Origin of the sequence: Aeromonas sp. SrichE-2G (assembly GCF_017939565.1) — a bacterium.
Classification (GTDB): domain Bacteria; phylum Pseudomonadota; class Gammaproteobacteria; order Enterobacterales; family Aeromonadaceae; genus Aeromonas; species Aeromonas taiwanensis.
Genome location: NZ_JAGKRG010000053.1, coordinates 625888 through 649691, shown reverse-complemented (window position 1 = coordinate 649691; position 23804 = coordinate 625888). Strand labels below are relative to the sequence as shown.

Genomic DNA, 23804 nt, shown 5'->3' with positions numbered 1-23804 from the left:
TGAAATTAGAGCTGCTGTTCATGCAGCGGAGAGGGTGAAGGGGCGCCCCAGTCGCTGCCCCTGGGAGCCGGAACGAGCCAGTTCGGCGGCGATCGCCGCCATGGCGGTCCAGCGATTCTCGCACCAGGCGGGGGCCAGCAGGGTCGGTCGGCGCGCCGAGGCCGACACGCGGTGATAGACCACCTCGGGAGGCGTGTGCTGGATCATGGCGACCGCCGCCTCCACATACTGCTCCTGGGTCAGCACCTCCAGCCTGCCCGCCTGCCACGCCTTGCCAAGGGTGCTGCCCTGCACCACGTGGAGCGGGTGTAGCTTGATGCCCTCCACCCCGGTTTCCACGACCCGATGCAGGGTCTCCAGACTGTCCATGGGCACTTCACCGGGCAAGCCGACGATCAGGTGCACACACACCTTGATGCCACGCAGATGGGCTCGCCGTACCGCATCGGCGTAGGCGGCATAGCCATGGCCCCGGTTGATACGGGCAAGGGTCTTGTCGCTCGCGCTCTGCAGCCCGAGCTCCAGCCACACCTCATAGCCCCGGGCCTGATAGCCGGCCAGGAGGTCGAGCACCGCGTCCGGCACACAATCGGGGCGAGTCCCCACACAGAGCCCCACCATGTCGCTGACCGACAGCGCCTCCTCATACATGCGCTGCAGGTACTCCACCTCGGCGTAGGTGCTGGTGTAGGCCTGGAAATAGGCGAGATAGCGCCTGGCACGGGTCACCTCGTCCCGGCGCGCCAGCAGTTGCTGCACCACGGAGAGTTGCTGGGCCGACTCGTCGGCGAAGGAGGAGACATTGCAGAAGGTGCAGCCGCCGCGCCCCAGGGTACCGTCCCGGTTGGGGCAGGTGAAGGCGCCGTGAATGGAGAGTTTGTGGATCTTCTGGCCGTGACGCTGCTTGAGATCCTGGCCAAACGTATTGATGAGTTCGTGTAACTGCATGACACCTCCGAAATGAGACGCCATTTTACCGGGACGGGTCCCCTGACAGGCTGCGCTGGATCAAGGCTCCCCCTCCCCCAAAACCATATAAATATTCAAATCAGACAGGATAAATACCCAATAGAAGGCATTTATGGCTACTTTTGGAAACTAGCGAAGCGCCACACCGAACGGAAAAAGAAAGTGCAACCAACCTATAAGCATCTGTTCAAAATGAAAAAATCCTTATTAGCCCGCATCTGGGCAAATGCAAGGTGCAGGATCCTGAAATGTGATCCCTGTCGGACCCAGGCCGCATGGATTTGTAAAATTACTACAGTTTCCCGCCGCGAAGCACTCAACCATCAAAGCCACCAATAACAGCCGATATGACTAACAAGAAACGAATACACAGCATTAAATACATAAAAATCCTAATCGAGTCTCTGAAACCCACATTTTGTTATGGCGATGTAACATTGCAAACAGGCGGGATGTCCAATTGACCTTGCCGAAAAATCCCATTAGTTTGGAGATTCGCCACCTCAGGCGGACGGAACCACAAGAGCCAATCGCAATTTATGCAGTCTGTTGATGACAGTGCGATGGAAGGCCGAGCAAGGGAGAAATGCAATGTCACTATATGATCCAAAGCTGGAGAGGGATAACTGTGGCTTCGGCCTGTTGGCCCACATGGAAGGGGAAGCCAGCCACAAGCTTGTCCGTCTCGCGATGTCAGCCTTGGCTCGCATGCAGCACCGCGGCGGCATCTCCGCCGACGGCAAGACCGGCGACGGCTGCGGCCTGTTGCTGCAAAAACCCGACAGCTTCTTTAGAGCGGTCGCCGAAGAGAAGGGATGGCACCTTGGCCGCAACTATGCGGTCGGCATGCTGTTCCTCAACCCCGATCCCATCCTGGCCCAGGCCACGCGCGACATCATCGACGAGGAGCTGGAAAAGGAGACCCTGAGTCTGGTCGGTTGGCGCAAGGTGCCCATCGATACCAATGTACTCGGCTCCATCGCCAAGGCTTCTCTACCCAGCATTGAACAGGTCTTTGTCAACGCGCCCCCGGGCTGGGTCGACAAGGATCTCGAGCGCCGTCTCTACATCGTTCGCCGCCGTATCGAGAAACGCATCAGCGACGACTACTTCTATGTGGTCAGCCTCTCCAATCTGGTCACCGTCTATAAAGGACTGTGCATGCCGGTGGACCTGCCGCGCTTCTATCTGGATCTCGCCGACATCCGCATGCAGGCGGCCATCTGCGTCTTCCACCAGCGCTTCTCCACCAACACCAGCCCGCGCTGGCCGCTGGCACAACCGTTCCGCTACCTCGCCCACAACGGCGAGATCAACACCATCGCCGGCAACCGCCAGTGGGCCAAGGCGCGCAGCTACAAGTTCGCGACCCCGCTCATCCCGGATCTGCAGGAAGCTGCCCCCTTCGTCAACACCACGGGGTCGGACTCCTCCAGCCTCGACAACATGCTGGATCTCTTCCTGGCTGGCGGCATGGACCTGTTCCGTGCCATGCGCCTCCTGATCCCGCCTGCGTGGCAGAAGCATCCGAACATGGATGACGACCTGCGCGCCTTCTACGACTTCAACTCCATGCACATGGAGCCCTGGGATGGCCCGGCCGGCATCGTCATGACCGACGGTCGCTACGCCACCTGCGCGCTCGACCGCAATGGCCTGCGCCCCGCCCGCTACGTCATCACCAAGGACAAGTTCATCACGCTCGCCTCCGAGGTCGGCACCTGGGACTACACCCCGGACGAGGTGCTGGAGAAGGGCCGCGTCGGCCCGGGCGAGCTGTTCGTGGTGGATACCAGCAACGGCAAGATCTGGACCAGCTTCGAGATCGACGACGACCTCAAGAGCCGCCACACCTACAAGCAGTGGATGGACAAGCACTGCAAGCGTCTGGTGCCGTTCGAGCAGATGGACGACGCCAGCACAGGCTCCCGCGAATTCCCGGACGACCGCCTCAAGACCTATCAGAAGCTGTTCGGCTACTCCTACGAGGAGCTGGATCAGGTGATCCGCGTGCTCGGCGAAAACGGCCAGGAGGCGGTGGGCTCCATGGGGGACGACACCCCCATGGCGGTGCTCTCCTCCAGCCAGCGCACTCTGTACGACTACTTCCGCCAGATGTTCGCCCAGGTGACCAACCCGCCCATCGATCCGCTGCGGGAAAACCACGTCATGTCCCTGGCCACCTGTATCGGCCGCGAGCAGAACGTGTTCAACGAGACCTTCGGTCACGCCCACCGGGTGCTGTTCCAGTCACCGATCCTGCTCTACTCCGACTTCCACCAGTTGCTGGCCCTGGAAGGGGAGCACTATCGCCATGCGGTGCTGAGCCTCAACTACCTGCCCGAAGAGGGACTGCAGGCGGCCCTCGAGCGCCTGTGCAACGAGGCGGCCGAAGCGGCCCGCAGCGGCACCGTGCTGATCGTGCTGTCGGACCGGGACATCCACCCCGAGACCCTGCCCATCCCGGCCGCCATGGCGGTGGGGGCGGTGCAGCGCACCCTGGTGGACAACAACCTGCGCTGTGACGCCAACATCCTGGTGGAGACCGCGAGCGTACGCGACCCGCACCACTTCGCGGTCCTGCTGGGCTTTGGTGCCACCGCCATCTACCCCTATCTCGCCTACGAGACCCTCGCCAAACAGGTCGAGGAAGGGGTGCTGAAGATGAGCCTGCGCCAGGCCATGCTCAACTACCGCAACGGCATCAACAAGGGCCTCTACAAGGTGATGTCCAAGATGGGCATCAGCACGGTGGCAAGCTACCGCTGCTCCCAGCTGTTCGAGGCCGTGGGCCTCTCCAGCGCCGTGGTCGAGCTCTGCTTCCGCGGCGTATCGAGCCGCATCCAGGGTGCCGATTTTGTCGACATCCAGCAGGATCAGGTGAACCTGGCTCGCCTGGCCTGGCTCGGTCGCAAGCCGCTGGCCCAGGGCGGGCTGCTCAAGTTCGTCCACGGCGGCGAATACCACACCTACAACCCGGACGTGGTGCAGACCCTGCAAGTGGCGGTGCGCTCCGGCAACTATGCCGACTACAAGGAGTACGCCCGTCTCGTGAACGAGCGCCCGGTCGCCACCCTGCGCGATCTGCTGGTGCTCAAGAAAGAGACCACACCGGTCGCGCTGGATCAGGTCGAGCCCGCGGCCAGGCTGTTCCCCCGCTTCGACTCCGCCGCCATGTCCATCGGCGCCCTGGGCCCGGAAGCCCACGAGGCCCTGGCCATCGCCATGAACCGCCTCGGCGGTCAGAGCAACTCCGGCGAAGGTGGCGAAGATCCCAAGCGCTTCGGCACCGAGAAGAACTCCCGCATCAAGCAGGTGGCATCGGGTCGCTTCGGCGTCACCCCCCACTACCTGATGAACGCCGATGTGGTGCAGATCAAAGTGGCCCAGGGCGCCAAGCCCGGCGAAGGTGGCCAGCTGCCCGGTGACAAGGTGACGGCCCAGATAGCCAAGCTGCGTTACTCCGTGCCCGGCGTAACCCTGATCTCGCCGCCGCCGCATCACGACATCTACTCCATCGAGGATCTGGCCCAGCTCATCTTCGACATCAAGCAGATCAACCCGAACTGCCTGGTGTCGGTCAAGCTGGTCTCCGAGCCCGGCGTCGGCACCATCGCCTGCGGCGTGGCCAAGGCCTATGCGGACTTCATCACCGTCTCCGGCTACGACGGCGGCACAGGTGCAAGCCCCCTCACCTCGGTCAAATACGCCGGCTCCCCCTGGGAACTGGGCCTGGCCGAAACCCAGCAGGCCCTGGTCGCCAACGGCCTGCGCCACAAGGTGCGCCTGCAGGTGGACGGCGGTCTCAAAACGGGTCTGGACATCATCAAGGCGGCCATCCTCGGCGCCGAGAGCTTCGGCTTCGGCACCGGCCCCATGGTGGCGCTCGGCTGCAAATACCTGCGTATCTGCCACCTGAACAACTGCGCCACCGGCGTCGCCACCCAGGATGAGAAGCTGCGTCGCGAGCACTTCACCGGCCTGCCGGAGATGGTGATGAACTACTTCAAGTTCATCGCCGAAGAGACCCGCGAGTTGATGGCCGAACTCGGGGTCACCCAGCTGACCGACCTCATCGGTCGCACCGACCTGCTGGCAGCCCTGCCCGGCCTCACCGCCCGTCAGGCCAAGCTGGACTTGTCCGGCGTGCTGGCCCGCCCGGTGGCACCGGAAGGCTCCAGCCTGTTCAGCCAGCAGCACAACCCCACCTTCGACAAGGGGCCGCTCAACCTCAAGATGGTGGAAGACCTGCTGGAGGCCGTCGAGAACATGAGTGGCGGCGAGTTCCGCTACGACATCCGCAACACCGACCGCTCCGTGGGTGCGCGCCTCTCCGGCGAGATAGTGAAACGCCATGGCAACCAGGGCATGGCGGCGGATCCGGTTCGGGTTCACTTCAACGGCACCGCAGGCCAGAGCTTCGGCGTCTGGAACGCGGGCGGTCTTGAGATGATCCTCACCGGGGATGCCAACGACTACGTGGGCAAGGGGATGACCGGCGGCAAGCTGGTGATCAAGCCCCACGTCGGCGTGGCGTTCAAGTCCCACGAGGCGGCCATCATCGGCAACACCTGCCTCTACGGCGCCACCGGCGGCAAGCTCTATGCGGCCGGCACCGCCGGCGAGCGCTTCGCGGTGCGCAACTCAGGGGCCCTCGCTGTGGTCGAGGGGATTGGCGACAACGGCTGTGAATACATGACAGGCGGTATCGTCACCGTGCTCGGCGAGACCGGCGTCAACTTCGCGGCGGGCATGACAGGCGGCTTTGCCTACGTGCTCGACGAGTGCGGCAGCTTCGCCAAGCGCACCAACCCCGAGCTGGTCGAGCTGCTGGAGGTGGCGGATCTCGCCATCCACCAGGAGCACCTGCGCGGCATCATCACGGCGCACCTCAACGAAACCGGCAGCTCGCGCGCCGAGGAGATCCTGGCCAACTTCGACTCCTATGTGCCCAAGTTCAGGCTGATCAAACCCAAGTCCAGCGACGTCAAGTCCCTCTTGGGCCACACCAGCCGTTCCAGTGCAGAACTCAGAATCCAGGCGCAATAAGGAGGGAACCCTATGAGCCAGAACGTATTCCAGTTTATCGATGTCCAGCGGGTCGACCCGCCCAAGAAGCCGCTCAAGATCCGCAAAATCCAGTTTGTGGAGATCTACGAGCCCTTCAACCAGGCCCAGGTCGGCATGCAGGCGGATCGCTGCCTCGACTGCGGCAACCCCTATTGCGAGTGGAAGTGTCCGGTCCACAACTACATCCCCAACTGGCTGAAACTGGCCAACGAGGGGCGCATCCTGGAGGCGGTGGAACTCTCCCACCAGACGAACAGCCTGCCGGAGGTGTGCGGCCGCGTCTGCCCGCAGGATCGTCTGTGCGAGGGTGCCTGCACCCTCAACGACAGATTCGGTGCCGTGACCATAGGCAACATCGAAAAATACATCACTGACAAGGCGTTCGAGATGGGCTGGCGCCCGGACCTCTCCAAGGTGGTCAAGACCGGCAAGCGGGTCGCCGTCATCGGTGCAGGCCCGGCCGGCCTTGCCTGCGCCGACGTGCTGGCACGCAACGGCGTGACCCCGGTAGTGTTCGACAAATACCCGGAGATAGGTGGCCTGCTCACCTTCGGCATTCCCTCCTTCAAGCTGGAAAAGGAAGTGATGCAGCGCCGTCGCGAGATCTTCGAGGGGATGGGGGTGGAATTTCGCCTCGAGACCGAAGTGGGCCGTGACGTCACCTTCGCCGACCTGCTCGGCGAGTTCGATGCAGTCTTCCTCGGGGTCGGCACCTACAAATATATGAAGGGCGGCTTTGCCAACGAAGAGGCGCCGGGGGTCTACGACGCCCTGCCCTACCTCATCTCCAACGCGAACCGCTTGCTGGGCTTCGAGAAGGCGCAAGCCGACTACATCGACTTCGCCGGCAAGCAGGTGGTGGTGCTGGGGGGCGGTGACACCGCCATGGACTGCGTGCGCACCGCCATCCGTCAGGGGGCCGATCGGGTGATCTGTGCCTACCGCCGGGATGCCGAGAACATGCCGGGCTCCAAGCGGGAGGTGAAGAACGCCCAGGAGGAAGGGGTGGAATTTATGTTCAACCTCCAGCCCATCGGCGTGGAGCTGGACGCCCATGGCCGTACCTGCGGCATCAAGGTGGTGAGCACCGCGCTCGGTGAGCCCGATGCCAATGGCCGACGCAATCCTGTCGTGATCGAAGGCTCAGAGCAGGTGTTGCCCGCCGATGCGGTGGTGATGGCGTTCGGCTTCCAGCCCAACCCCCAGCCCTGGATGGCAGAGCACGGGGTCGAGCTCGACAGCCGGGATCGTATCAAGGCACCGGAGAAGGCCGAGTACGCCTTCCAGACCAGCAACCCCAAGGTGTTTGCCGGTGGTGACGCGGTGCGCGGCTCGGATCTGGTGGTGACCGCCATCTACGAGGGTCGCAAGGCGGCCGAAGGGATCATGGACTATCTGGCCGTGTAACCCGCCATCCCTGATCTGTACCAACCAACAAACAGCCCCGCTTATGCGGGGCTGTTTTTTTCTGGCTGATAGTCAACAGCCTCAGGGTGTAGCCACCCGGGTAAAGTTCACCGTAGGGCAGCTGGGCGCCACTCCCTCGGTCAGGGCCAGCGGCAGGGGGCGGTAGTTGAGCCGATAGTGGCCCGGCTGCGACAGATCGTAGACCAGGGTCAGATCCGCATCCGCCCTCTCCTGCCTGCCCTGCTCCAGCAGGAGGAAGTCGTCGGCCCCGGGCGCGCCGCGCTTGGCCAGGGGCCCCTTGTAGGGCACAGGCCTGCCATCGCGCTGCAGCTCGATGGCATCGGCAAACCAGCCCTCGAAGGGGGTGAACCAGGTCAGGACCTGCAGCGCCCCCTCCCCCCGGTTGGTCAGGGTCATCACCAGGGGCAGGGGCTCGTTCACCCCGCTCTCGGCCTTGACCGACAGTTCGCACTGCAGGGGGGCCAGCGCCAGGGTGGTGAGCAGGAGTGTCATCATGGTGCCTCCATCAAAAAAGGGGCCCTGGGGCCCCTGTTCGTGACTCAGTTTTCGCTCGGGGTATTCTCGGCGAAATACTCGTGGTTGTCGGCGTTGTTCAGCGCCTTCTGGGGATCCGTGCTCGCCAGGTTGCGGGCATTGGCCTGACCGTACCCCAGATCGTCGGTGCCCGCCACCACGTTGAAGTGGCTGAGCTCGTGGACTATGGTGCCGGCGCGGGAATCGGTCCCGTTGACGGGTGCGGTCCAGAAGCTCTTGCACAGATAGACCTTGTAGGGCTGATCCGGATAGACATAGGCGAAATAGCTCTGCTTGCAACCGCAGTCGAAGGTGAGCGGCTTGTTGTCGATGGCATCCTTGATCTTGCTGAAGTGGGTCTCGGCCTGATCCCAGCGGGAGGAATCATAGGCACCAAACCAGCTGCGATAGCGCTGGCCGCTCGGCTTGTCCACCGCCAGATAGCTGCTGGCGTTGTTGGTGATGCTGCTGGCCGCATCCAGCGCCGCCAGGATGTCGCTCTTCTGGGTGTTGGTGCAGCGGCCGCTGAAGCTGACCGAGGCGGTCACCGCCTGGGGCTCGGAGACGGCAACCTTGGCCTGTATCCTGTCATCGTTCACCCCTTCCACCCAGAGGGTCACCGCATTGGACTCGCTCGCCTGGGCCTGCTCGGCCTTGGCGGCCTTGCCTTCCTGCGGCACGGTCGGCAGCAGGTAGCGGATGCTGTACTGCCCCTGGGCACTCATGTCGTAGAGACCGGAGACCTCCGCCTGCACCGTCAGGCTCTGGCCGGCCTTGAGCAGCTGGAAGTCCTTGTCGGTCGGGGCCGCCCGCTTGATCAGGGCACCCTCGTAGCCCACCTTCTGGCCATCCCGCTCCACCAGGAACAGGGGGGCATCCTCGCTGCCCGGCAGTTGCCATTTGAGCAGACGGACCGGCTTGTCCCCGGTGTTGGTCAGGGTCAGGTTGACGCGCACGTCGTCGGTGCTGCCATCCACCAGGGTGAGCCGGGCGTCAAGCCCTGCGGCGCAGAGCGGAGAGGCCAGCACGCCGGCCAGCAGCAGGGCAAGGGGAGTCGCTTTCATCATTTTTCCTCATTCATTGAGTGGCGCCATCAGGCGGTTTGCTTCCATGTGGCCCTCTTCGGGGCCCATCCACCCTAGAGCAGAAGCACGGCGCCTCCCCCCCTCCATATGGGGGACGCCCCCCATCAGAGGGGGCCTTCCCCGGCTACGACAAAAGCTGCCCCCTTGGCGCTGCATCATGGCGCCCTCCTGCCACCGGCGAGCATCCATAAAAAACCCGGCACTGGGCCGGGTAGTGAAGGTCATGCCGGGTGGCGACCGGGATCAGGCGCCCGCCAGCAGCGCCAGGGCCGGCTGCTCGTTGCCCGGCATCACGCGATAACTCTTGTGGTGCTTGACGAGGCTGGTCTTCTTGTTGCCCTGGCTCAGCAGCAGGCCGCGGGCGAAGGCCGCCTCGGCCAGCACCCGCTCGTCACCGCGCACATAGAGGGTGAGCGGCTTGACCAGCTCGCCCGCCTCGATGTGGCCCTGATACTCGCTGGCACTGATGATGAGGCTCGACTGGCCACCGGATTGCAGGCGCAGCTTGGCGTTCACCTCGCTGGTGGTCAGCACCAGCCAGCCCGCCGCCTCCAGCTCTGCCAGCAGGTCGGCCAGCCGGGCCCCCAGCTGCACGGGCTCGGCCATGGCGCGCTCATACTGGCTGACGATGCGCTCGAGCAGCCCCTTGAGATCGGCGCCAGCCCCCAGGGTGCGGCCCAGTTGCACCCACGCCTTCAAGTCCTCCATCACCAGCCGGGAGAAGCGCTTCTCCTTGAGGGAGTCCGCCATCCAGGTGCAGAGGAAGTGGCTCTCCTGGGCCGGGGTGCGCTTGCCGCTCTTCTGGGCGGCAGTGCGGGCCAGCTCGGCCAGGCTCTGGCTGGCCATGTCAAACAGGGCCTGGTTGTAGGTGGGAAGGGTCATGGCGGATCCTCGCGTGATGACAGAGATGGCAAAGGCGCCGGTGGCGCCTTTGCAGTGCAATGGGGTGGCCCGGCGCGCTTACTTCGGCTGGCGGGGCTTCTTGGCGGCCGCCAGGCGCTTGAGGCGCTGACCCTGCAGCTTCGACTCGGCCATGGCCTGAGCGGCGGCATTGTCGGCGCGCTCCGGGCGCTTGCCGAAACGGCGGCGCTCCTGCAGCTGCTTGATCAGGTCGTCGCGGCTGCTCACCTCGTAGCCCGGCACCATGATGCGGCGGATCTTCTGGCCGATGAGGGCCTCGATCTCCAGCAGGGTGCGCTCCTCCTCGCGGCTGACGAAGGAGATGGCCATGCCGCTCTTGCCGGCGCGGCCGGTACGGCCGATGCGGTGCACGTAGTCTTCCGCGAGGAACGGCAGATCGTAGTTGACCACATAGGCGAGATCCGGGATGTCCAGACCGCGGGCGGCCACTTCGGTGGCCACCAGCACCCGCAGCTTGCCTTCGGTGAATTCGCGCAGGGCGCGGCGACGGCTGCCCTGGGCCTTGTCACCGTGCACCACGGCAGACTTGATACCGTCGAGGTTCAGCTCTTCCACCAGCTCGTCACAGCTCTCGCGGGTGCTGGCAAACACCAGCACCTGCTGCCAGTTCTGCTTGCCGATGAGCTCGGAGAGCAGCTCGCGCTTGCGCTTCTGCTCCACCGGATAGACGGTGTGGCTGACGGTGTCGGCGGTGGAGTTCTGCTTGTTGACGCTCACCACCTGGGGCTTGTCCAGCATCAGGTTCGCGAGCTTCTTCACCGCCTCGGAGAAGGTGGCGGAGAAGAGCAGGTTCTGACGGGTCTTGTTGACTGCTTGCAGGATCTGCTGCACATCGGCGCTGAAGCCCATGTCGAGGATGCGGTCCGCCTCGTCCAGCACCAGGGTCTCGACCCCGGAGAGGCTCAGGTTGCAAGCGGTGAGGTGTTCGAGCAGACGGCCCGGGGTAGCCACGATAATGTGAGCGCCCGCTTTTAGCCGCTTGGCCTGCACGTCCTGCTTGCCGCCACCAACGAGGGTCAAGGTGGTGATATCCAGATACTTGGCGAAGTCATTGATATTGCTCGCCACCTGGGCTGCCAGCTCGCGGGTCGGGGTCAGGATCAGCACCCGGGCGTTGGAGGGCTGCACCGGCGCCGGATTGTCCACCAGGCGTTGCAGGATGGGCAGGGCAAAGGCCGCGGTCTTGCCGGTCCCGGTCTGGGCGCTCGCCAGCAGGTCGCGGCCACGGCGCACGGCCGGAATGGCTTGCTGCTGCACAGGGGTCATCTCCTGATAACCGCAATCTGAGATGGCGCGCAAAATCTCGGGGGCAAAATCGAACGATTCAAATCTCATCTTGGGTTCCTGTGTTCCAGCTGGGCTGTAGTTGGCGTGAGTGGCCTGAGCGGGCGTCTGGCCCTGCGTTGGCGCGGCTTGGGGCCAAGGACGGCTGGGACTGACATCACGTCAGAAAGTGAGCCGGAAAATGGCGGGCGCGAAGTGTAACAGATAGGCGGCGGGATTGCCGCCTCAAATGGCCTGTATTTTTCCATGGGCGGCGCCCGCCCGAGGGAAGGCGCCGCCGAGGAGCGGGGTCAGCGCACCCGCTTGGTCGGGCGCTTGAGCAGCCGCATGCCGATGGCGGCCACGGCGATGATGAAGAGTGCAAAGGAGGTGATCAGCAGGCACTTGGTCAACAGCTCGTGGTGATTGGCCAGGACCGGGGTCGCCATCATGGCCTTGCCAACCAGGCTGAGCAGCAGGGACCAGAGGAAGGCGCTGGCGAAGCTGACCATCGCCACCCGCAGCAGGTTGAGGCGTGACACCCCCATCAGCATGGGGGTCAGCACCCGGACGAAGGGGATGAAGCGGGAGACGAACATGGCCCAGAAGCCGTAGCGATCGAGCAGCCTGGATGCCCGGGGCAGGCTCCCCTCCGGGATCATCCGCTCCACATGGCCCATGAAGCGGGTGCCATGAAGCGCCTGGCCCTGCCAGTAGGCGAGCACGCTGCCTATCCCGGCGGCGAGCGGCAGGTAAAGCAGCGTCACCTCGGGCCCCAGCACCCCCATGCCCACCAGCCCGCCGGCCAGCAACACCAGGCTGTCGCCCGGCAACGGCAAAAAGACAAAGCTCGACTCGAGAAAGAGGATCACCACCAGGCAGGTGACGAGCAGGCCGATTGCCTGCATTTGTATAAGCTGATCAAAATCCTGATGCCATATGGCAAGCAGCATGTCCTGCATCTGGTGCGACTCCCATCAACGTAATGCGCATTCGTCGTGATGACCCTAAGGCCCCGCCTGGTAATCCATCCCTGATACCACCCCAAAGTTCGTATGGGAGGCCTCTTATACACCCGGGGAACTGAACAATAAATTAATGATCACTATTTCTGCCCATCGGCAGGGCATCGAGGTCGGCCGACCCGGGCCTTCGTCAGATGCCCGGCAGCGAACCTTGGCCATCACGAGGCAGAGATTATGGTCAGTTGACACCCGGCCTGGCTGTCAAGTCCCGCGAAAAACGTTACAGTGTGAGGACTCCCCAGTGGACGGGGAGACTCATGGAGCTAGGTATGGCGCTACCCCCCTCTTCTCATGCAATCCCCGTTCTGATGGCCGGACTCTGGCTGCTCTGCCCTGGCGCACACGCCAGCGACGAGAGCCTGGTGCAGCAACGCGCCAATGCGGTCGTCTCCCTGATGAGCTACACGGTGGTGCCGGACATCACCGCCAGCAACCTGGACATCGGCAGCGGCACCAACGAGAGCGCGGCCCTGACCATCACCCAGCTCGGCGGCGGCGCCACCATGAGCGAGAGTTTCCCCATCTACCTGGAGGGCACCCTGGGATACAGCCGCTACGATCCCCAGTTCGTGTTCACCAACGGCAACGAGACTCGCACCATTCCCACCAAGTGGAACAGCCTGAGCGCCACCGGCGGCATCGGCTGGGACTTCAACCTGCACCGCGACCGCCAGGGCGGCAACCTGGTGCTGCGCCCCATCGCCAACTTCACCCTGGGCACGGTGGCCAGCGACCTGCGCATCGGGGCGGCCCTGATCAAGCACAAAACCGGCAAGAGCCTCGATTTTCTCGACGGCGGCACCCTCAATGTCTATGGCCTCGGGGGCTCCCTCATGCTCGACTACGAGCTCTTCTCCAAGTCCCAGGACATCGACGCCGAGCTGCGCTACTCCTACCAGCACCTGCAAAGCTTCACCGGCACCGCCGACAGCATCACGGGTCATGCCGAGGCGGAAAACCTCGGCCTGTACCTGCGCCGCCGCGCCCCCATGTGGAACTGGACCCTGCTGGACAGGCCCCTGCGCTACGTGCTGGAGGGGGCAAGAACCGAATACCTGGGGGCGCAACGGGGGCAGCTCGGCTTCAGCAACCTCAACTCTCTCGGCCTTGGCATCGAACTCGACAGCAGCAAATACAAGGTGCTGGTCACTCGCACCCGCCTGGTGGCCCGCTATATGTTCAGCAACAACACCAGCGGCTACTCCCTCGGGCTGGCGATGAGTTTCTAGTGCCCGGGGCATGGCGACATGATCCGCCTCGAAAGCAAAATCTCTGACTGGGCGCACATTTGACCCAATTGCCACTATCAGGCCCCACATGTATCTCCTAGCATGGGGACAAGGTGCGGCGATGGAGACTGTGACGCTGTGCTACGCCGAGGATTGAGATCGGTCTTGATGCCTACCGTGACCAGAGAACACATGACATTTCCAAGGACAGGGAGTTTGTTATGGCCAAATTTCTGAATACCAGCGCAACCAACTATTTCCTTGAAGAGCTGATAAAGGATGCCAAGGAGCGGCTAATTCTGATCAGCCCCTTCCTCAAGCTCAATGACAGGATCAAGGAGCTGCTGACTGACAAGAACCGCCTCAAGATCGATGTGCGTATCGTCTATGGTAAAAGCGAACTTCAGCCGGAAGAGATCAGCTGGCTCAAGGAGCTCACCTATATCCGCACCAGCTTCTGCAAAAACCTCCATGCCAAGTGCTACCTCAATGAAGAGATGTGCATCATCGCCAGCCTGAACCTTTACGAGTTCAGTCAGGTGAACAACAACGAGATGGGGGTACTGATCCGGCGGGCGGATGACAGCGAGCTGTACCGCGATGCCTATGACGAAGCCCAGCGGATCATCCGGATCAGTGAAGAGGTTCGCATCACGCTGGAGCGGGTCGCGAGCGACAGTGACCAAGGTGCAGCAGCAACAGTCTCTGCCGGGCAGGCACCCGCCTGCCCCAAATGCGGCACTACCATGGTGCTAAGAACCAGCAAGCGGGGAGATACCAAGGGCAATACCTTCTGGGGCTGTCCCGGCTATCCGCAATGCCGCAGCCTGATCCCTATTGAGAACTAAGTATCGAATTAATGAATACTTGCCCCTGAGCAGATAACTAAATTCACATATTTAAAATAAGGATGTTGTATGCCGGAATTAGCTATTTCAGATTTCACTAATATTGCTGTTGCAACTGGCTCACCTAAACACACAAAGCTTAGACAGATCGCACTAAGAGGTGATTACGCACACTATAAAGATTACTACTTGCAACTTAGAACCGCTATAAAGTCACTTTTCAGCCAAAAGAGACATGTATCGTACCTGATTGACATATCTAGAAAGCAAAAGGACTCTAGTAAAAAAATAAAATTTGAACGCCTAGCTCATAATTTTATTCAATGGCAGTCAGGTAAGAAAATTGATGTGTATGCATCACTGCGGGAGTCCTTCGTTTTTAATAGCACAACAATTCATTGCAACCCCGAGCTAAGCGTATTAATCAATGGCGTTAGAACTCATGTCAAGCTCCATTTCACCGAGAAGCAGAGAATGACAAGAGAGCGGGCAGATTATATCTGCTATTTAATGCATGAAGCTATTCAAGAGGCGGGTGCGGAATATATCGTACTTGATCTTCATTCAGGTCAAGAGTTCGGACTTACCTCTGATAGAAGCAGAATGGAGGATAAAGTGTGCCGGGAGATATTATGGATTGAACAAAACTGGCCGATTTAACTCTTAGAGGATTATTCATGAAGTGCGCACTAATTTATGATTTCGATGGAACCTTGGCGGAAGGTGACTGTGCCCAGCATGGGGTTATGCCCGAATTAGGGATAACTGATATTCCTGAATTTTGGGCTAGCGTGAAGCGTAGAGCAAAACACGATGACGGCGATGAAATATTGACCTATCTTGGCATGCTGGCAGAGAAGGCTAACATACTTAAATCTGATGTCCTTAGTACAGAAAAACTAATAATGCATGGACAATCTATCCCCCTGTTCAGTGGGGTCGAATCATGGTTTGACAGAATTGATAGGTTTGCTGAAAGCATTGGCCTAGAACTAGATCATTACATCATATCAAGCGGTCTTGATGCAATGATCAGGGGGACTAGCATTGGAAATAAATTTCGTGACATTTACGCTTGCAAGTATCACTACTCAGAAGATAAATGTTACGCAACATGGCCAGCTCAAGCAATAAACTATACAACCAAGACCCAGTTTTTATTTAGAATAAACAAAGGCATACATAACTCCTGGGATAACGGAGAAGTAAACAAGTTCATTGAACTCCAAGATAGAGATATCCCATTCCAGAGAATGATATATCTTGGTGATGGCGATACAGACATTCCTTCCATGAAGATGGTGAGATATCAAGGTGGCAGATCTATAGCAGTCTTTGATAACAAGAAATGGCCTTTAAAATCAACTCAAGATAAAGTTGAAAAACTCATTTCTGAGGAGAGGGCTGATTATGTCGTTCCTGCTCTGTATGATGAAGGCAGTCATCTAGATATCACAGTCAAAGGCTTGTTGAGACTATTTAAAAGAAAGGGATAGTTCTTAAATTATGTATTGATATAAATAATGGCGGCCAATGGGCCGCCCTTGTTGTTTAAAGGTATCAGCGGATCGTCGCCATCTTCTGCACGCAGCGCTGCTCGCGCTCATCCACCCGCTTGGCAAACCAGGCGGTGGTGAGGTTGCGGGTGATCTTGGGGCTTTTCAGCTGAATGCCGGGCAGGATGGCGCGGGGCAACCGCTTGCCCGCCTGCTTGTCGGCCAGGGCGAAGACCCTGTGGTAGAGGTCGCTCTTGGCAAAGTCGCTGCTATCCCCCAGTTTCAAGCTCTGGCTGATGGCCGTCTTGCTCATGTTGACCCGGCTGGCGAGGGTGTAGACCGCCAGCTCGGTATTGCCGGGCTTGTCGGAGTTGTAGCGAATGAGATCCCCGTCCAGCGCCAGGGTCTTGCCGCTCAGGCGGCTGACCGCGGCCTGGAAGGCGGCATTGCGGCTCGCGTACCAGCCCGCATTGAAGTCGGCGAAGCGATAGAGGGTGTCGGGGTAGTCGGCCGGATAGCCGAAGATGTGCCTGGTGCCGAACCAGATGCCGCCGCGACGGGTGAACACCTCGTGGCGGATGCTCTCCTTCACGGAATAGGGGTAGCCGCGGGCGTTGGCCTCGGCAAAGGCGATGCTCACCTGCATGGGGCCCCCGGTACGCACCGGGTTCATGTTGCCAAAGAGCTGCTTGCCCATGGGCACTGTGCCTATCATGTCTTCAAAAATCTCGCTCATCTCCCGCTCGGTACGCAGCTTGTCGATCCGCTCGGCATAGGACTTGCCGGTCGGGGACTTGATGGAGAGCGCGGTGCGCACCATGAACTCGGGGATGAGCAGCTTGCCGGCCCGGGCGTTGATCTCCTTCCAGGCTATCTTGCCAAGACCTGGCACCACGGGATCGGCCTGGTAGGTGGCCTCCTGCTCCGCCACCGCCAGCACGGTACAGACGTTGTGATCGCTCACCGTCAAGTTCTGGGTGGTGAGGGCGGTCACCACGTCGTTGGCCCAGCCCGGCTTGTCCGGCACCTGCTTGGGCAGGAAGCGCACGATACGGGTCTTCATGTCGGCCGGCTTCTGTGGCTGCATCGCCTTGGGAATGGGGCGCCCCGCCGGGGTCGCCGGGCTGGTCGGTGCCGGCGGCTCGCTGGCACAACCGGCGAGCAGCAAGGTGACGAGCAGCGGCAACCCGCGCACGACAACAGAATGAGAGGAGAGAGACATGATCATCAAGGCATCCGGTACAGAGACTGTGCCCGACCTGCGTCAGGCGAGCAAATGGTCGCTCATTGTAGAGGATTGATCCGCAAGGCTAAAGCCTGATGGCAGCGGCACCACCCTCGCTCAAGCAACCTCTGTCGCATCCCTTGCAAGCCGATGAACAGCACGACACGGGCTTTTATCGAGAGTGATTTACATTTAGAATGCCGCCGCCCGGACGCTCACGGTATGGACCCCATGGACAGACTGACCCTTCTCTTTGACCCCGTGCAGCAGTGGCTGATCACGCCGCTCTGGCACTGCCTCACCGGATTGCTCGACCTCAACGGCCGCCTGGGAGCCCCTTTTCTGCTCATCTCGGGCACGGTCGCCTACCTGCTCTATCGCCATCGCCGTCACCAGGGGGATCCCGGCGCCCGCAGCTTTGCCGGTTTTCTCGGGGGCCGGGCCGTCTGGCTGCACCCCTCGGCCCTGCTCGATTACCAGTACTATCTGGTGCGAGCGCTACTCCATGTGGCGCTGATCCTGCCGATCCTGGCCCTGCTCCACCCCTGGCTGCTGCAGGCGGAGGATGTCCAGTCGGCCCTGACCCGGCTGTGGGGTGAGCGTCCCCGGCTGGCCGAGACGAGCTGGCTGATGATGCTCTACGGTCTGGGCGTCTTTCTCATCAGCGATCTGGTGCATTACTGGCTACACCGCGCCTTCCACAGTCGCTGGCTCTGGGAGTTTCACAAGGTACACCACAGCGCGACCGTGATGGTGCCGCCGACGGCAAGCCGCATTCATCTGGTGGAAAAACTGTGCGAGATGCTGGTCAAGGGGAGCTGTCTCGCCCTCTACGCCGGCGCCTTCCACTGGCTGTGTGGCGGCACCGTGCGCCCCTACACCCTGTTTGGGGTGAGCTACCTGGTGCTGGTGTTCAACTCCCTGGCCGCCAACCTGCGCCACACCCATGTCTGGCTCTCGTTTGGCCCCGTCATCGAGCACGTCTTCAACAGCCCGGCCCAGCACCAGATCCACCACAGCCGGGATCCCCGCCACTTCAACCACAACTTCGGCACCAACCTCTCCCTCTGGGACTGGTGGTTTGGCACCCTCTATGTGACCAGCAGCCAGCCCGAGCCCCTCTCCTTCGGGGTCGGTCCCAGGGACAACGAGCGCTACAGCCGCCTGAGCGTGCTCATCCTGCGCCCCTTCCTGGTGACGGCGCGCAAGCTGTGGCGCGCCCTGCCCCGCCCGCGCGGGCGCAATGCCCTGGCCGATTGAGCCGGACAGCCATAAAAAAACGCCACCTTGCGGTGGCGTTTTTTTATGGGCGAAGAGACGTGCTAGCTCAGGCGCTACGGCGCAGGGCCTGATGCTGGGCGGCACCGTTGATCACCGCCTGCAGGGAGGCATTGACCACATCGCGACCCACGGCCACCCCGCACATGCGGGTGCCCTCGACGCTCAGCAGCACATAGGCCGCGGCGCGGGATTCGGTGCCGGCGGTGAGGGCATGCTCGGAGTAATCCAGCACGTCGATGTGCATGCCGGTCTGGCGCTGCCAGCCGTTGACCAGGGCCGTGATGGCCCCCTCCCCCTCACCGCACAGCTGCAAAGTGCCCGCCGGAGTCTGCAACTCCAGGCGCAGGCTCTCCTGGCTGTCGTGGCCGAGCTGGAAGCGCCCGATGCGATAGCCGTGGGCAGGCTCGAGGTAGTGCTGCTCGAACAGGGCGCGGATCTGCTCCGGGCTGATCTCGCTGCTGCTGGCCTCCGCCTCGGCTTGAACCCGGCGGCTGAAGTCGATTTGCAGCCAGCGCGGCAGTTGCAGACCGAGGTCACGCTCCAGCAGATAGGTCACCCCTCCCTTGCCGGACTGGCTGTTGATGCGGATCACCGCCTCATAGCTGCGGCCGAGATCGGCAGGATCGATGGGCAGGTAAGCCACGTCCCAGTAATGGTCCGGTTTTTCCGCCGCCAGGGACTTGCGGATGGCGTCCTGGTGGCTGCCGGAAAACGCGGTGTAGACCAGCTCGCCGGCATAGGGGTGGCGCGGGTGCAGGGCAATCTGGGTGCAGGCCCCCACGGTGGCGACGATGGCATCCATGTCGGACAGGTCCAGCTCGGGGTCGATCCCCTGGCTGTAGAGGTTCATGGCCATGGTAACGATGTCCATGTTGCCGGTGCGCTCGCCGTTGCCGAGCAGGGTACCCTCGATGCGATCCGCCCCCGCCAGCACCGCCAGCTCGGCGGCGGCCACCCCGCAGCCTCTATCGTTGTGGGTGTGGATGGAGATGCTCACCTCGGGGCGCGCCTTCAGGTGGCGGCAGAACCACTCCACCTGATCCGCAAACACGTTGGGGGTGCTCACCTCGACGGTGGCGGGCAGGTTCAGGATCATGGGACGGGAAGCGCTGCGCCACTCGTCGATAACGGCGTCACACACCTCGACGGCGAACTCCACCTCGGTGCTGCTGAAGCTCTCCGGGGAATACTGGAAGCTCCACTCGGTGCCCGGATTGCGGGCCGCATACTCCCGCACCCAGCGCGCTCCCTGCACCGCGATAGCCTTGACCCCTTCCCTTCCTGAGTTGAACACATAGTTGCGCTGGGTCGGGTTGACCGAGTTGTAGACGTGAACGATGGCACGCTTCGCCCCCTTGAGGGCCTCGAAGGTGCGGGCGATGAGATCTTCCCGGGCCTGCACCAGCACCTGGATGGTGACGTCATCGGGGATGAGGTTTCGCTCGATAAGCTCGCGCACGAAGTCGAAATCAGGCTGGGAGGCCGCAGGGAAGCCCACCTCGATGTGCTTGAAGCCGATGTGGGTCATCAGCGCCCACATCTGCAGCTTCTGGGCCACCGTCATGGGCTCGACCAGCGCCTGGTTGCCGTCGCGCAGATCCACGGCACACCAGAGCGGCGCCCGCTCCAGCACCCGGTTGGGCCACTGGCGATCCGCCAGGTTGATCACGGGGGCACGACGGTATTTGCGATGATCGAAGCTCATATTCTGATTCCCTTGGCTGATATGCGGGTCGCCGGGCGACTGACAACGGGCGGGGCAAGGAGGGGAAGCGGGTTGACGCGGTAACGCCGGCCCTGACGAGTCGCGCGGCGGTAACCCCGCGACCGGTTTTCCGGTGGCCCCCGTCGGTCACCGGGGCCGGCCACGGCAGCCGGATTGGGCTGCGGGCGCTGATCCTCTCGCACAGTGCCCGGGAGGCCCGGGGGCATGTCGGTGCAGACGACCTTGTTTGTATGAGCACCCAGTATAGGGAGGCCGGGAGGGCGAGAGATTGCGAAGATTGCACTTGGATAGGCCAACTAAGCAATGTTGATACACTAAAAGTCCATTAATGGGGTGAGTATCACCACCCCTGATGCATTATTCGCCATGTCCACCATGTTGCTTCCGGACGATACCTCTGGTTTGACAGGGACAGGCAATAAAAAACCCCGCCATTGCTGGCGGGGTTTGCGTGTATCGAGCGGGCAGCGTGCTGCCGGCGCTCTTAGCGGTTGTTCACCTTCTCGTGCAGCTCCTGCACCGAGCTTACGTTGGCGGTGGCATCGACGGTGATGGCCATGCAGGTGGCAAAGGCCGCGTGCAGCGTGGTGGTGTAGGCCACCTTGTGCTGCAGGGCGCCGCGGCGCAGCTGCTTGGAGTCCTCGATGGCCTGACGCCCCTCGGCGGTGTTGACGATGTAGGTGTACTCGCCGTTCTTGATGCGATCCAGGATGTGCGGGCGACCCTCGTGCACCTTGTTGACCAGGCGCGGGTTGATGCTCGCTTCCCCCAGGGTCACCGCAGTGCCGTGAGTGGCGTCGAGGTCATAGCCCAGCTCCAGCAGCTTGGCGGCCAGGTTGACCACCCGCTCCTTGTCGCCGTGGCGCACGGACAAGAGGGCGCGACCTTCGCGCGGCACCTGGTGGCCGGCACCCAGCTGGGCCTTGGCGTACGCCTCGGCGAAGCTGCTGCCCACCCCCATGACTTCACCTGTACTGCGCATCTCCGGGCCCAGCAGCGGGTCGACACCCGGGAACTTGGCGAACGGCAGCACTACCTCTTTCACGGAGTAGTAGGGCGGGATGATCTCGGTGGTAAAGCCTTGATCTTTCAGGCTCTGACCGGCCATCACGCGGGCGGCGATCTTGGCGAGCGGCGCACCGGTGGCCTTGGAGACGAAGGGCACGGTACGGGCGGCACGGGGGTTCACCTCGATGAGGTAGATCTCGTTGTCTTTCACCGCGAACTGCACGTTCATCAGGCCGACCACGCCGAGCTCCAGGGCCAGTTTGCGCACCTGCTCGCGCATCTCGTCCTGAATGGCCTTGGACAGGGTGTAGGGCGGCAGGGAGCAGGCGGAGTCACCGGAGTGGATACCGGCCTGCTCGATGTGCTCCATGATGCCGCCGATGACCACATCCACGCCGTCGCAGATGGCATCCACGTCCACCTCGGTGGCATCGTCCAGGAAGCGGTCCAGCAGCACAGGCGACTCGTTGGAGACGCTCACCGCCTCGGCAAAGTAGCGACGCAGATCCTGCTCGTCATAGACGATCTCCATGGCGCGGCCACCCAGCACGTAGGAGGGGCGAACCACCAGCGGGTAGGTGATGCGCGTGGCCAGTTGCACGGCCTGCTCCAGGGCGGTGACGGTGCCGTTTTCCGGCTGCTTGAGGCCCAGACGCTCGACGGCGGACTGGAAGCGCTCGCGGTCTTCGGCACGGTCGATGGCATCGGGGCTGGTGCCAATCACCGGCACGCCGTTGGCTTCCAGGGCGCGAGCCAGTTTGAGCGGAGTCTGGCCGCCGTACTGGACGATGACGCCCTTGGGCTGCTCGACCCGCACGATCTCCAGCACGTCTTCCAGGGTCACCGGCTCGAAATAGAGGCGGTCCGAGGTGTCGTAATCGGTGGAGACGGTTTCCGGGTTGCAGTTGACCATGATGGTCTCGTAACCGTCTTCGCGCAGGGCCAGGGCCGCGTGCACGCAGCAGTAGTCGAACTCGATGCCCTGACCGATACGGTTCGGGCCGCCACCGATGACCATGATCTTGTCGCGGTTGGTGGGGTTGGCCTCGCACTCCTCGTCATAGCTGGAGTACATGTAGGCGGTGTTGGTGGCGAACTCGGCCGCGCAGGTATCGACCCGCTTGTAGACCGGGAAGATGTTGTGACGGGCGCGCAATTTACGCACTTCACCTTCGGCCACGCCCAGGATCTTGGCCAGACGCGCGTCGGCAAAGCCCTTGCGCTTGAGGGCGCGCAGGAAGTCGGCGTCCAGACCGGCCATGCCGCGCTCTTTCACCTGCTCTTCGAGTTTGACCAGCTCTTCAATCTGCACCAGGAACCAGGGGTCAATCTTGGTCAGGCGGAACACGCCGTCCATGGAGAGACCGGCACGGAAGGCGTCGGCGATGTAGAAGATGCGATCGCTACCGGCATCCTGCAGCTCGTGGCGGATGCGGGTCAGGGAGTCAGGGGCATTGAGGTCGACCATGGGGTCGAAGCCGGTCTTGCCGGTCTCGAGGCCGCGCAGGGCCTTGTGCAGGGACTCCTGGAAGTTGCGGCCGATGGCCATCACTTCGCCGACGGACTTCATCTGGGTGGTCAGACGGTCGTTGGCGCCGGCAAACTTCTCGAAGTTGAAGCGCGGTACCTTGGTGACCACGTAGTCGATGGCCGGCTCGAAGGAGGCCGGGGTGCGACCACCGGTGATGTCGTTCATCAGCTCGTCCAGGGTGTAACCGATGGCGAGCTTGGCGGCGATCTTGGCGATGGGGAAGCCGGTCGCCTTGGAGGCGAGCGCGGAGGAGCGGGACACCCGCGGGTTCATCTCGATGATGACCATGCGGCCGTCTTTCGGGTTGATACCGAACTGGACGTTGGAGCCGCCGGTCTCGACACCGATCTCGCGCAGCACCGCCATGGAGGCGTTGCGCATGATCTGGTACTCCTTGTCGGTCAGCGTCTGGGCTGGCGCGACCGTGATGGAGTCACCGGTGTGGATGCCCATGGGGTCGAAGTTCTCGATGGCGCAGACGATGATGCAGTTGTCGTTGCGATCCCGCACCACCTCCATCTCGTACTCTTTCCAGCCGATGAGCGATTCGTCGATGAGCAGCTCCTTGGTCGGCGACAGGTCCAGGCCGCGCTCGCAGATCTCCACGAACTCTTCGGTGTTGTAGGCAATACCGCCGCCGGAGCCCCCCATGGTGAAGGAGGGACGGATGATGCAGGGGAAGCCGACCATCTGCTGCACCTTCCACGCCTCTTCCATGTTGTGGGCGATGCCGGCGCGCGGGCACTCCAGGCCGATGCTGCGCATGGCCTTGTCAAAGCGGGAGCGGTCTTCGGCCTTGTCGATGGCGTCGGCGGTGGCACCGATCATCTCGACACCGAACTCCTTGAGCACGCCGTGCTGCTCCAGCGCCAGGGCGCAGTTCAGGGCAGTCTGGCCACCCATGGTGGGCAGGATGGCGTCCGGGCGCTCTTTCTTGATGATCTCGCGCACCACTTCCCAGGTAATGGGCTCGATGTAGGTCGCGTCGGCCATCTCCGGGTCGGTCATGATGGTGGCCGGGTTGGAGTTCACCAGGATGACGCGGTAGCCCTCTTCTTTCAGGGCCTTGCACGCCTGGGCGCCGGAGTAGTCGAATTCGCAGGCCTGGCCGATGACGATGGGGCCGGCGCCGAGGATCAGGATGCTCTGTAGGTCGTTACGTTTTGGCATGGCTCTCTTTATCCTC

General features: G+C 62.1%; 16 protein-coding genes. 7 read left to right on the top strand and 9 right to left on the bottom strand.

What is annotated here, in order from left to right; all coding sequences use genetic code 11:
• Nucleotides 1-18: 18 nt before the first annotated feature.
• Nucleotides 19-948 (bottom strand): TIGR01212 family radical SAM protein, encoded by a 930-nt coding sequence (locus tag J9885_RS19360; RefSeq protein ID WP_210550441.1) that lies wholly within the window; start codon nucleotides 946-948, stop codon nucleotides 19-21.
• A gap of 612 nt (nucleotides 949-1560) precedes the next feature.
• Between J9885_RS19360 and gltB the strand changes: the two genes are divergently transcribed.
• The gene (gltB, locus tag J9885_RS19355; RefSeq protein WP_210550440.1) at nucleotides 1561-6018 is read left to right on the top strand and encodes a glutamate synthase large subunit; all 4458 of its coding nucleotides are present in this window, start codon (nucleotides 1561-1563) and stop codon (nucleotides 6016-6018) included.
• 12 nt (nucleotides 6019-6030) lie between these two features.
• Nucleotides 6031-7446: an FAD-dependent oxidoreductase gene (locus tag J9885_RS19350; protein WP_210550439.1), complete on the top strand. Its 1416-nt coding sequence runs from the start codon at nucleotides 6031-6033 to the stop codon at nucleotides 7444-7446.
• Nucleotides 7447-7527: 81 nt separating this feature from the next.
• Here J9885_RS19350 and J9885_RS19345 read toward each other — a convergent pair whose 3' ends face one another.
• The 5 genes from J9885_RS19345 to J9885_RS19325 form a co-directional block, all read right to left on the bottom strand.
• Nucleotides 7528-7962 (bottom strand): hypothetical protein, encoded by a 435-nt coding sequence (locus tag J9885_RS19345; RefSeq protein WP_043808181.1) that lies wholly within the window; start codon nucleotides 7960-7962, stop codon nucleotides 7528-7530.
• A 44-nt stretch (nucleotides 7963-8006) separates the two neighbouring features.
• Nucleotides 8007-9047 carry a M35 family metallo-endopeptidase gene (locus J9885_RS19340; protein ID WP_210550438.1) on the bottom strand — a complete coding sequence of 347 codons (1041 nt, stop codon included), beginning with the start codon at nucleotides 9045-9047 and terminating at the stop codon, nucleotides 8007-8009.
• 261 nt (nucleotides 9048-9308) lie between these two features.
• Complete coding sequence (locus J9885_RS19335; RefSeq protein ID WP_210550437.1) at nucleotides 9309-9947, bottom strand: DUF2913 family protein; 639 nt, start codon at nucleotides 9945-9947, stop codon at nucleotides 9309-9311.
• Between the two features lie 78 nt (nucleotides 9948-10025).
• On the bottom strand, nucleotides 10026-11321 hold the full coding sequence (locus J9885_RS19330; RefSeq protein ID WP_210550436.1) for a DEAD/DEAH box helicase: 1296 nt from the start codon (nucleotides 11319-11321) through the stop codon (nucleotides 10026-10028).
• A 239-nt stretch (nucleotides 11322-11560) separates the two neighbouring features.
• Nucleotides 11561-12211, bottom strand: coding sequence for a DedA family protein (locus J9885_RS19325; RefSeq protein WP_043759682.1), 651 nt, complete (start codon nucleotides 12209-12211; stop codon nucleotides 11561-11563).
• A gap of 371 nt (nucleotides 12212-12582) precedes the next feature.
• Between J9885_RS19325 and J9885_RS19320 the strand changes: the two genes are divergently transcribed.
• The 4 genes from J9885_RS19320 (at nucleotide 12583) to J9885_RS19305 (ending at nucleotide 15847) form a co-directional block, all read left to right on the top strand.
• Nucleotides 12583-13503, top strand: a complete 921-nt coding sequence (locus J9885_RS19320) for a hypothetical protein (protein WP_246877042.1) — start codon at nucleotides 12583-12585, stop codon at nucleotides 13501-13503.
• Between the two features lie 221 nt (nucleotides 13504-13724).
• Nucleotides 13725-14351 carry a topoisomerase DNA-binding C4 zinc finger domain-containing protein gene (locus tag J9885_RS19315; RefSeq protein WP_210550434.1) on the top strand — a complete coding sequence of 209 codons (627 nt, stop codon included), beginning with the start codon at nucleotides 13725-13727 and terminating at the stop codon, nucleotides 14349-14351.
• Nucleotides 14352-14420: 69 nt separating this feature from the next.
• Nucleotides 14421-15011 carry a hypothetical protein gene (locus tag J9885_RS19310; protein WP_210550433.1) on the top strand — a complete coding sequence of 197 codons (591 nt, stop codon included), beginning with the start codon at nucleotides 14421-14423 and terminating at the stop codon, nucleotides 15009-15011.
• A 17-nt stretch (nucleotides 15012-15028) separates the two neighbouring features.
• Nucleotides 15029-15847, top strand: coding sequence for an HAD family hydrolase (locus tag J9885_RS19305; protein ID WP_210550432.1), 819 nt, complete (start codon nucleotides 15029-15031; stop codon nucleotides 15845-15847).
• A 64-nt stretch (nucleotides 15848-15911) separates the two neighbouring features.
• Here the strand turns inward: J9885_RS19305 and J9885_RS19300 are convergent, their stop codons facing one another.
• Entirely contained in the window at nucleotides 15912-17069 is a 1158-nt protein-coding gene (locus tag J9885_RS19300; RefSeq protein ID WP_210550462.1) for a DUF1615 domain-containing protein, read from the bottom strand.
• Nucleotides 17070-17303: 234 nt separating this feature from the next.
• Between J9885_RS19300 and J9885_RS19295 the strand changes: the two genes are divergently transcribed.
• Nucleotides 17304-18332: a sterol desaturase family protein gene (locus tag J9885_RS19295; protein ID WP_210550431.1), complete on the top strand. Its 1029-nt coding sequence runs from the start codon at nucleotides 17304-17306 to the stop codon at nucleotides 18330-18332.
• Nucleotides 18333-18399: 67 nt separating this feature from the next.
• On the opposite strand, the gene leuA is transcribed toward J9885_RS19295, so the two are convergent.
• A complete protein-coding gene (leuA, locus tag J9885_RS19290; protein ID WP_210550430.1) occupies nucleotides 18400-20058 on the bottom strand; it encodes a 2-isopropylmalate synthase in 1659 nt (552 codons plus the stop codon).
• A gap of 505 nt (nucleotides 20059-20563) precedes the next feature.
• Nucleotides 20564-23788, bottom strand: coding sequence for a carbamoyl-phosphate synthase large subunit (carB, locus tag J9885_RS19285; RefSeq protein ID WP_210550429.1), 3225 nt, complete (start codon nucleotides 23786-23788; stop codon nucleotides 20564-20566).
• Nucleotides 23789-23804 lie beyond the last annotated feature (16 nt).

Bases quoted from the DNA above. Each gene is read 5' to 3' on its own strand.
- J9885_RS19320 (WP_246877042.1), top strand. From the start codon at position 12,583: ATGGCCGGACTCTGGCTGCTCTGCCCTGGCGCACACGCCAGCGACGAG.
- carB (WP_210550429.1), bottom strand. From the start codon at position 23,788: ATGCCAAAACGTAACGACCTACAGAGCATCCTGATCCTCGGCGCCGGC.
- J9885_RS19340 (WP_210550438.1), bottom strand. From the start codon at position 9,047: ATGATGAAAGCGACTCCCCTTGCCCTGCTGCTGGCCGGCGTGCTGGCC.
- J9885_RS19310 (WP_210550433.1), top strand. From the start codon at position 14,421: ATGCCGGAATTAGCTATTTCAGATTTCACTAATATTGCTGTTGCAACT.
- J9885_RS19305 (WP_210550432.1), top strand. From the start codon at position 15,029: ATGAAGTGCGCACTAATTTATGATTTCGATGGAACCTTGGCGGAAGGT.
- J9885_RS19300 (WP_210550462.1), bottom strand. From the start codon at position 17,069: ATGTCTCTCTCCTCTCATTCTGTTGTCGTGCGCGGGTTGCCGCTGCTC.
- gltB (WP_210550440.1), top strand. From the start codon at position 1,561: ATGTCACTATATGATCCAAAGCTGGAGAGGGATAACTGTGGCTTCGGC.
- J9885_RS19360 (WP_210550441.1), bottom strand. From the start codon at position 948: ATGCAGTTACACGAACTCATCAATACGTTTGGCCAGGATCTCAAGCAG.
- J9885_RS19295 (WP_210550431.1), top strand. From the start codon at position 17,304: ATGGACAGACTGACCCTTCTCTTTGACCCCGTGCAGCAGTGGCTGATC.
- J9885_RS19350 (WP_210550439.1), top strand. From the start codon at position 6,031: ATGAGCCAGAACGTATTCCAGTTTATCGATGTCCAGCGGGTCGACCCG.
- J9885_RS19315 (WP_210550434.1), top strand. From the start codon at position 13,725: ATGGCCAAATTTCTGAATACCAGCGCAACCAACTATTTCCTTGAAGAG.
- J9885_RS19325 (WP_043759682.1), bottom strand. From the start codon at position 12,211: ATGCAGGACATGCTGCTTGCCATATGGCATCAGGATTTTGATCAGCTT.
- leuA (WP_210550430.1), bottom strand. From the start codon at position 20,058: ATGAGCTTCGATCATCGCAAATACCGTCGTGCCCCCGTGATCAACCTG.
- J9885_RS19335 (WP_210550437.1), bottom strand. From the start codon at position 9,947: ATGACCCTTCCCACCTACAACCAGGCCCTGTTTGACATGGCCAGCCAG.
- J9885_RS19330 (WP_210550436.1), bottom strand. From the start codon at position 11,321: ATGAGATTTGAATCGTTCGATTTTGCCCCCGAGATTTTGCGCGCCATC.
- J9885_RS19345 (WP_043808181.1), bottom strand. From the start codon at position 7,962: ATGATGACACTCCTGCTCACCACCCTGGCGCTGGCCCCCCTGCAGTGC.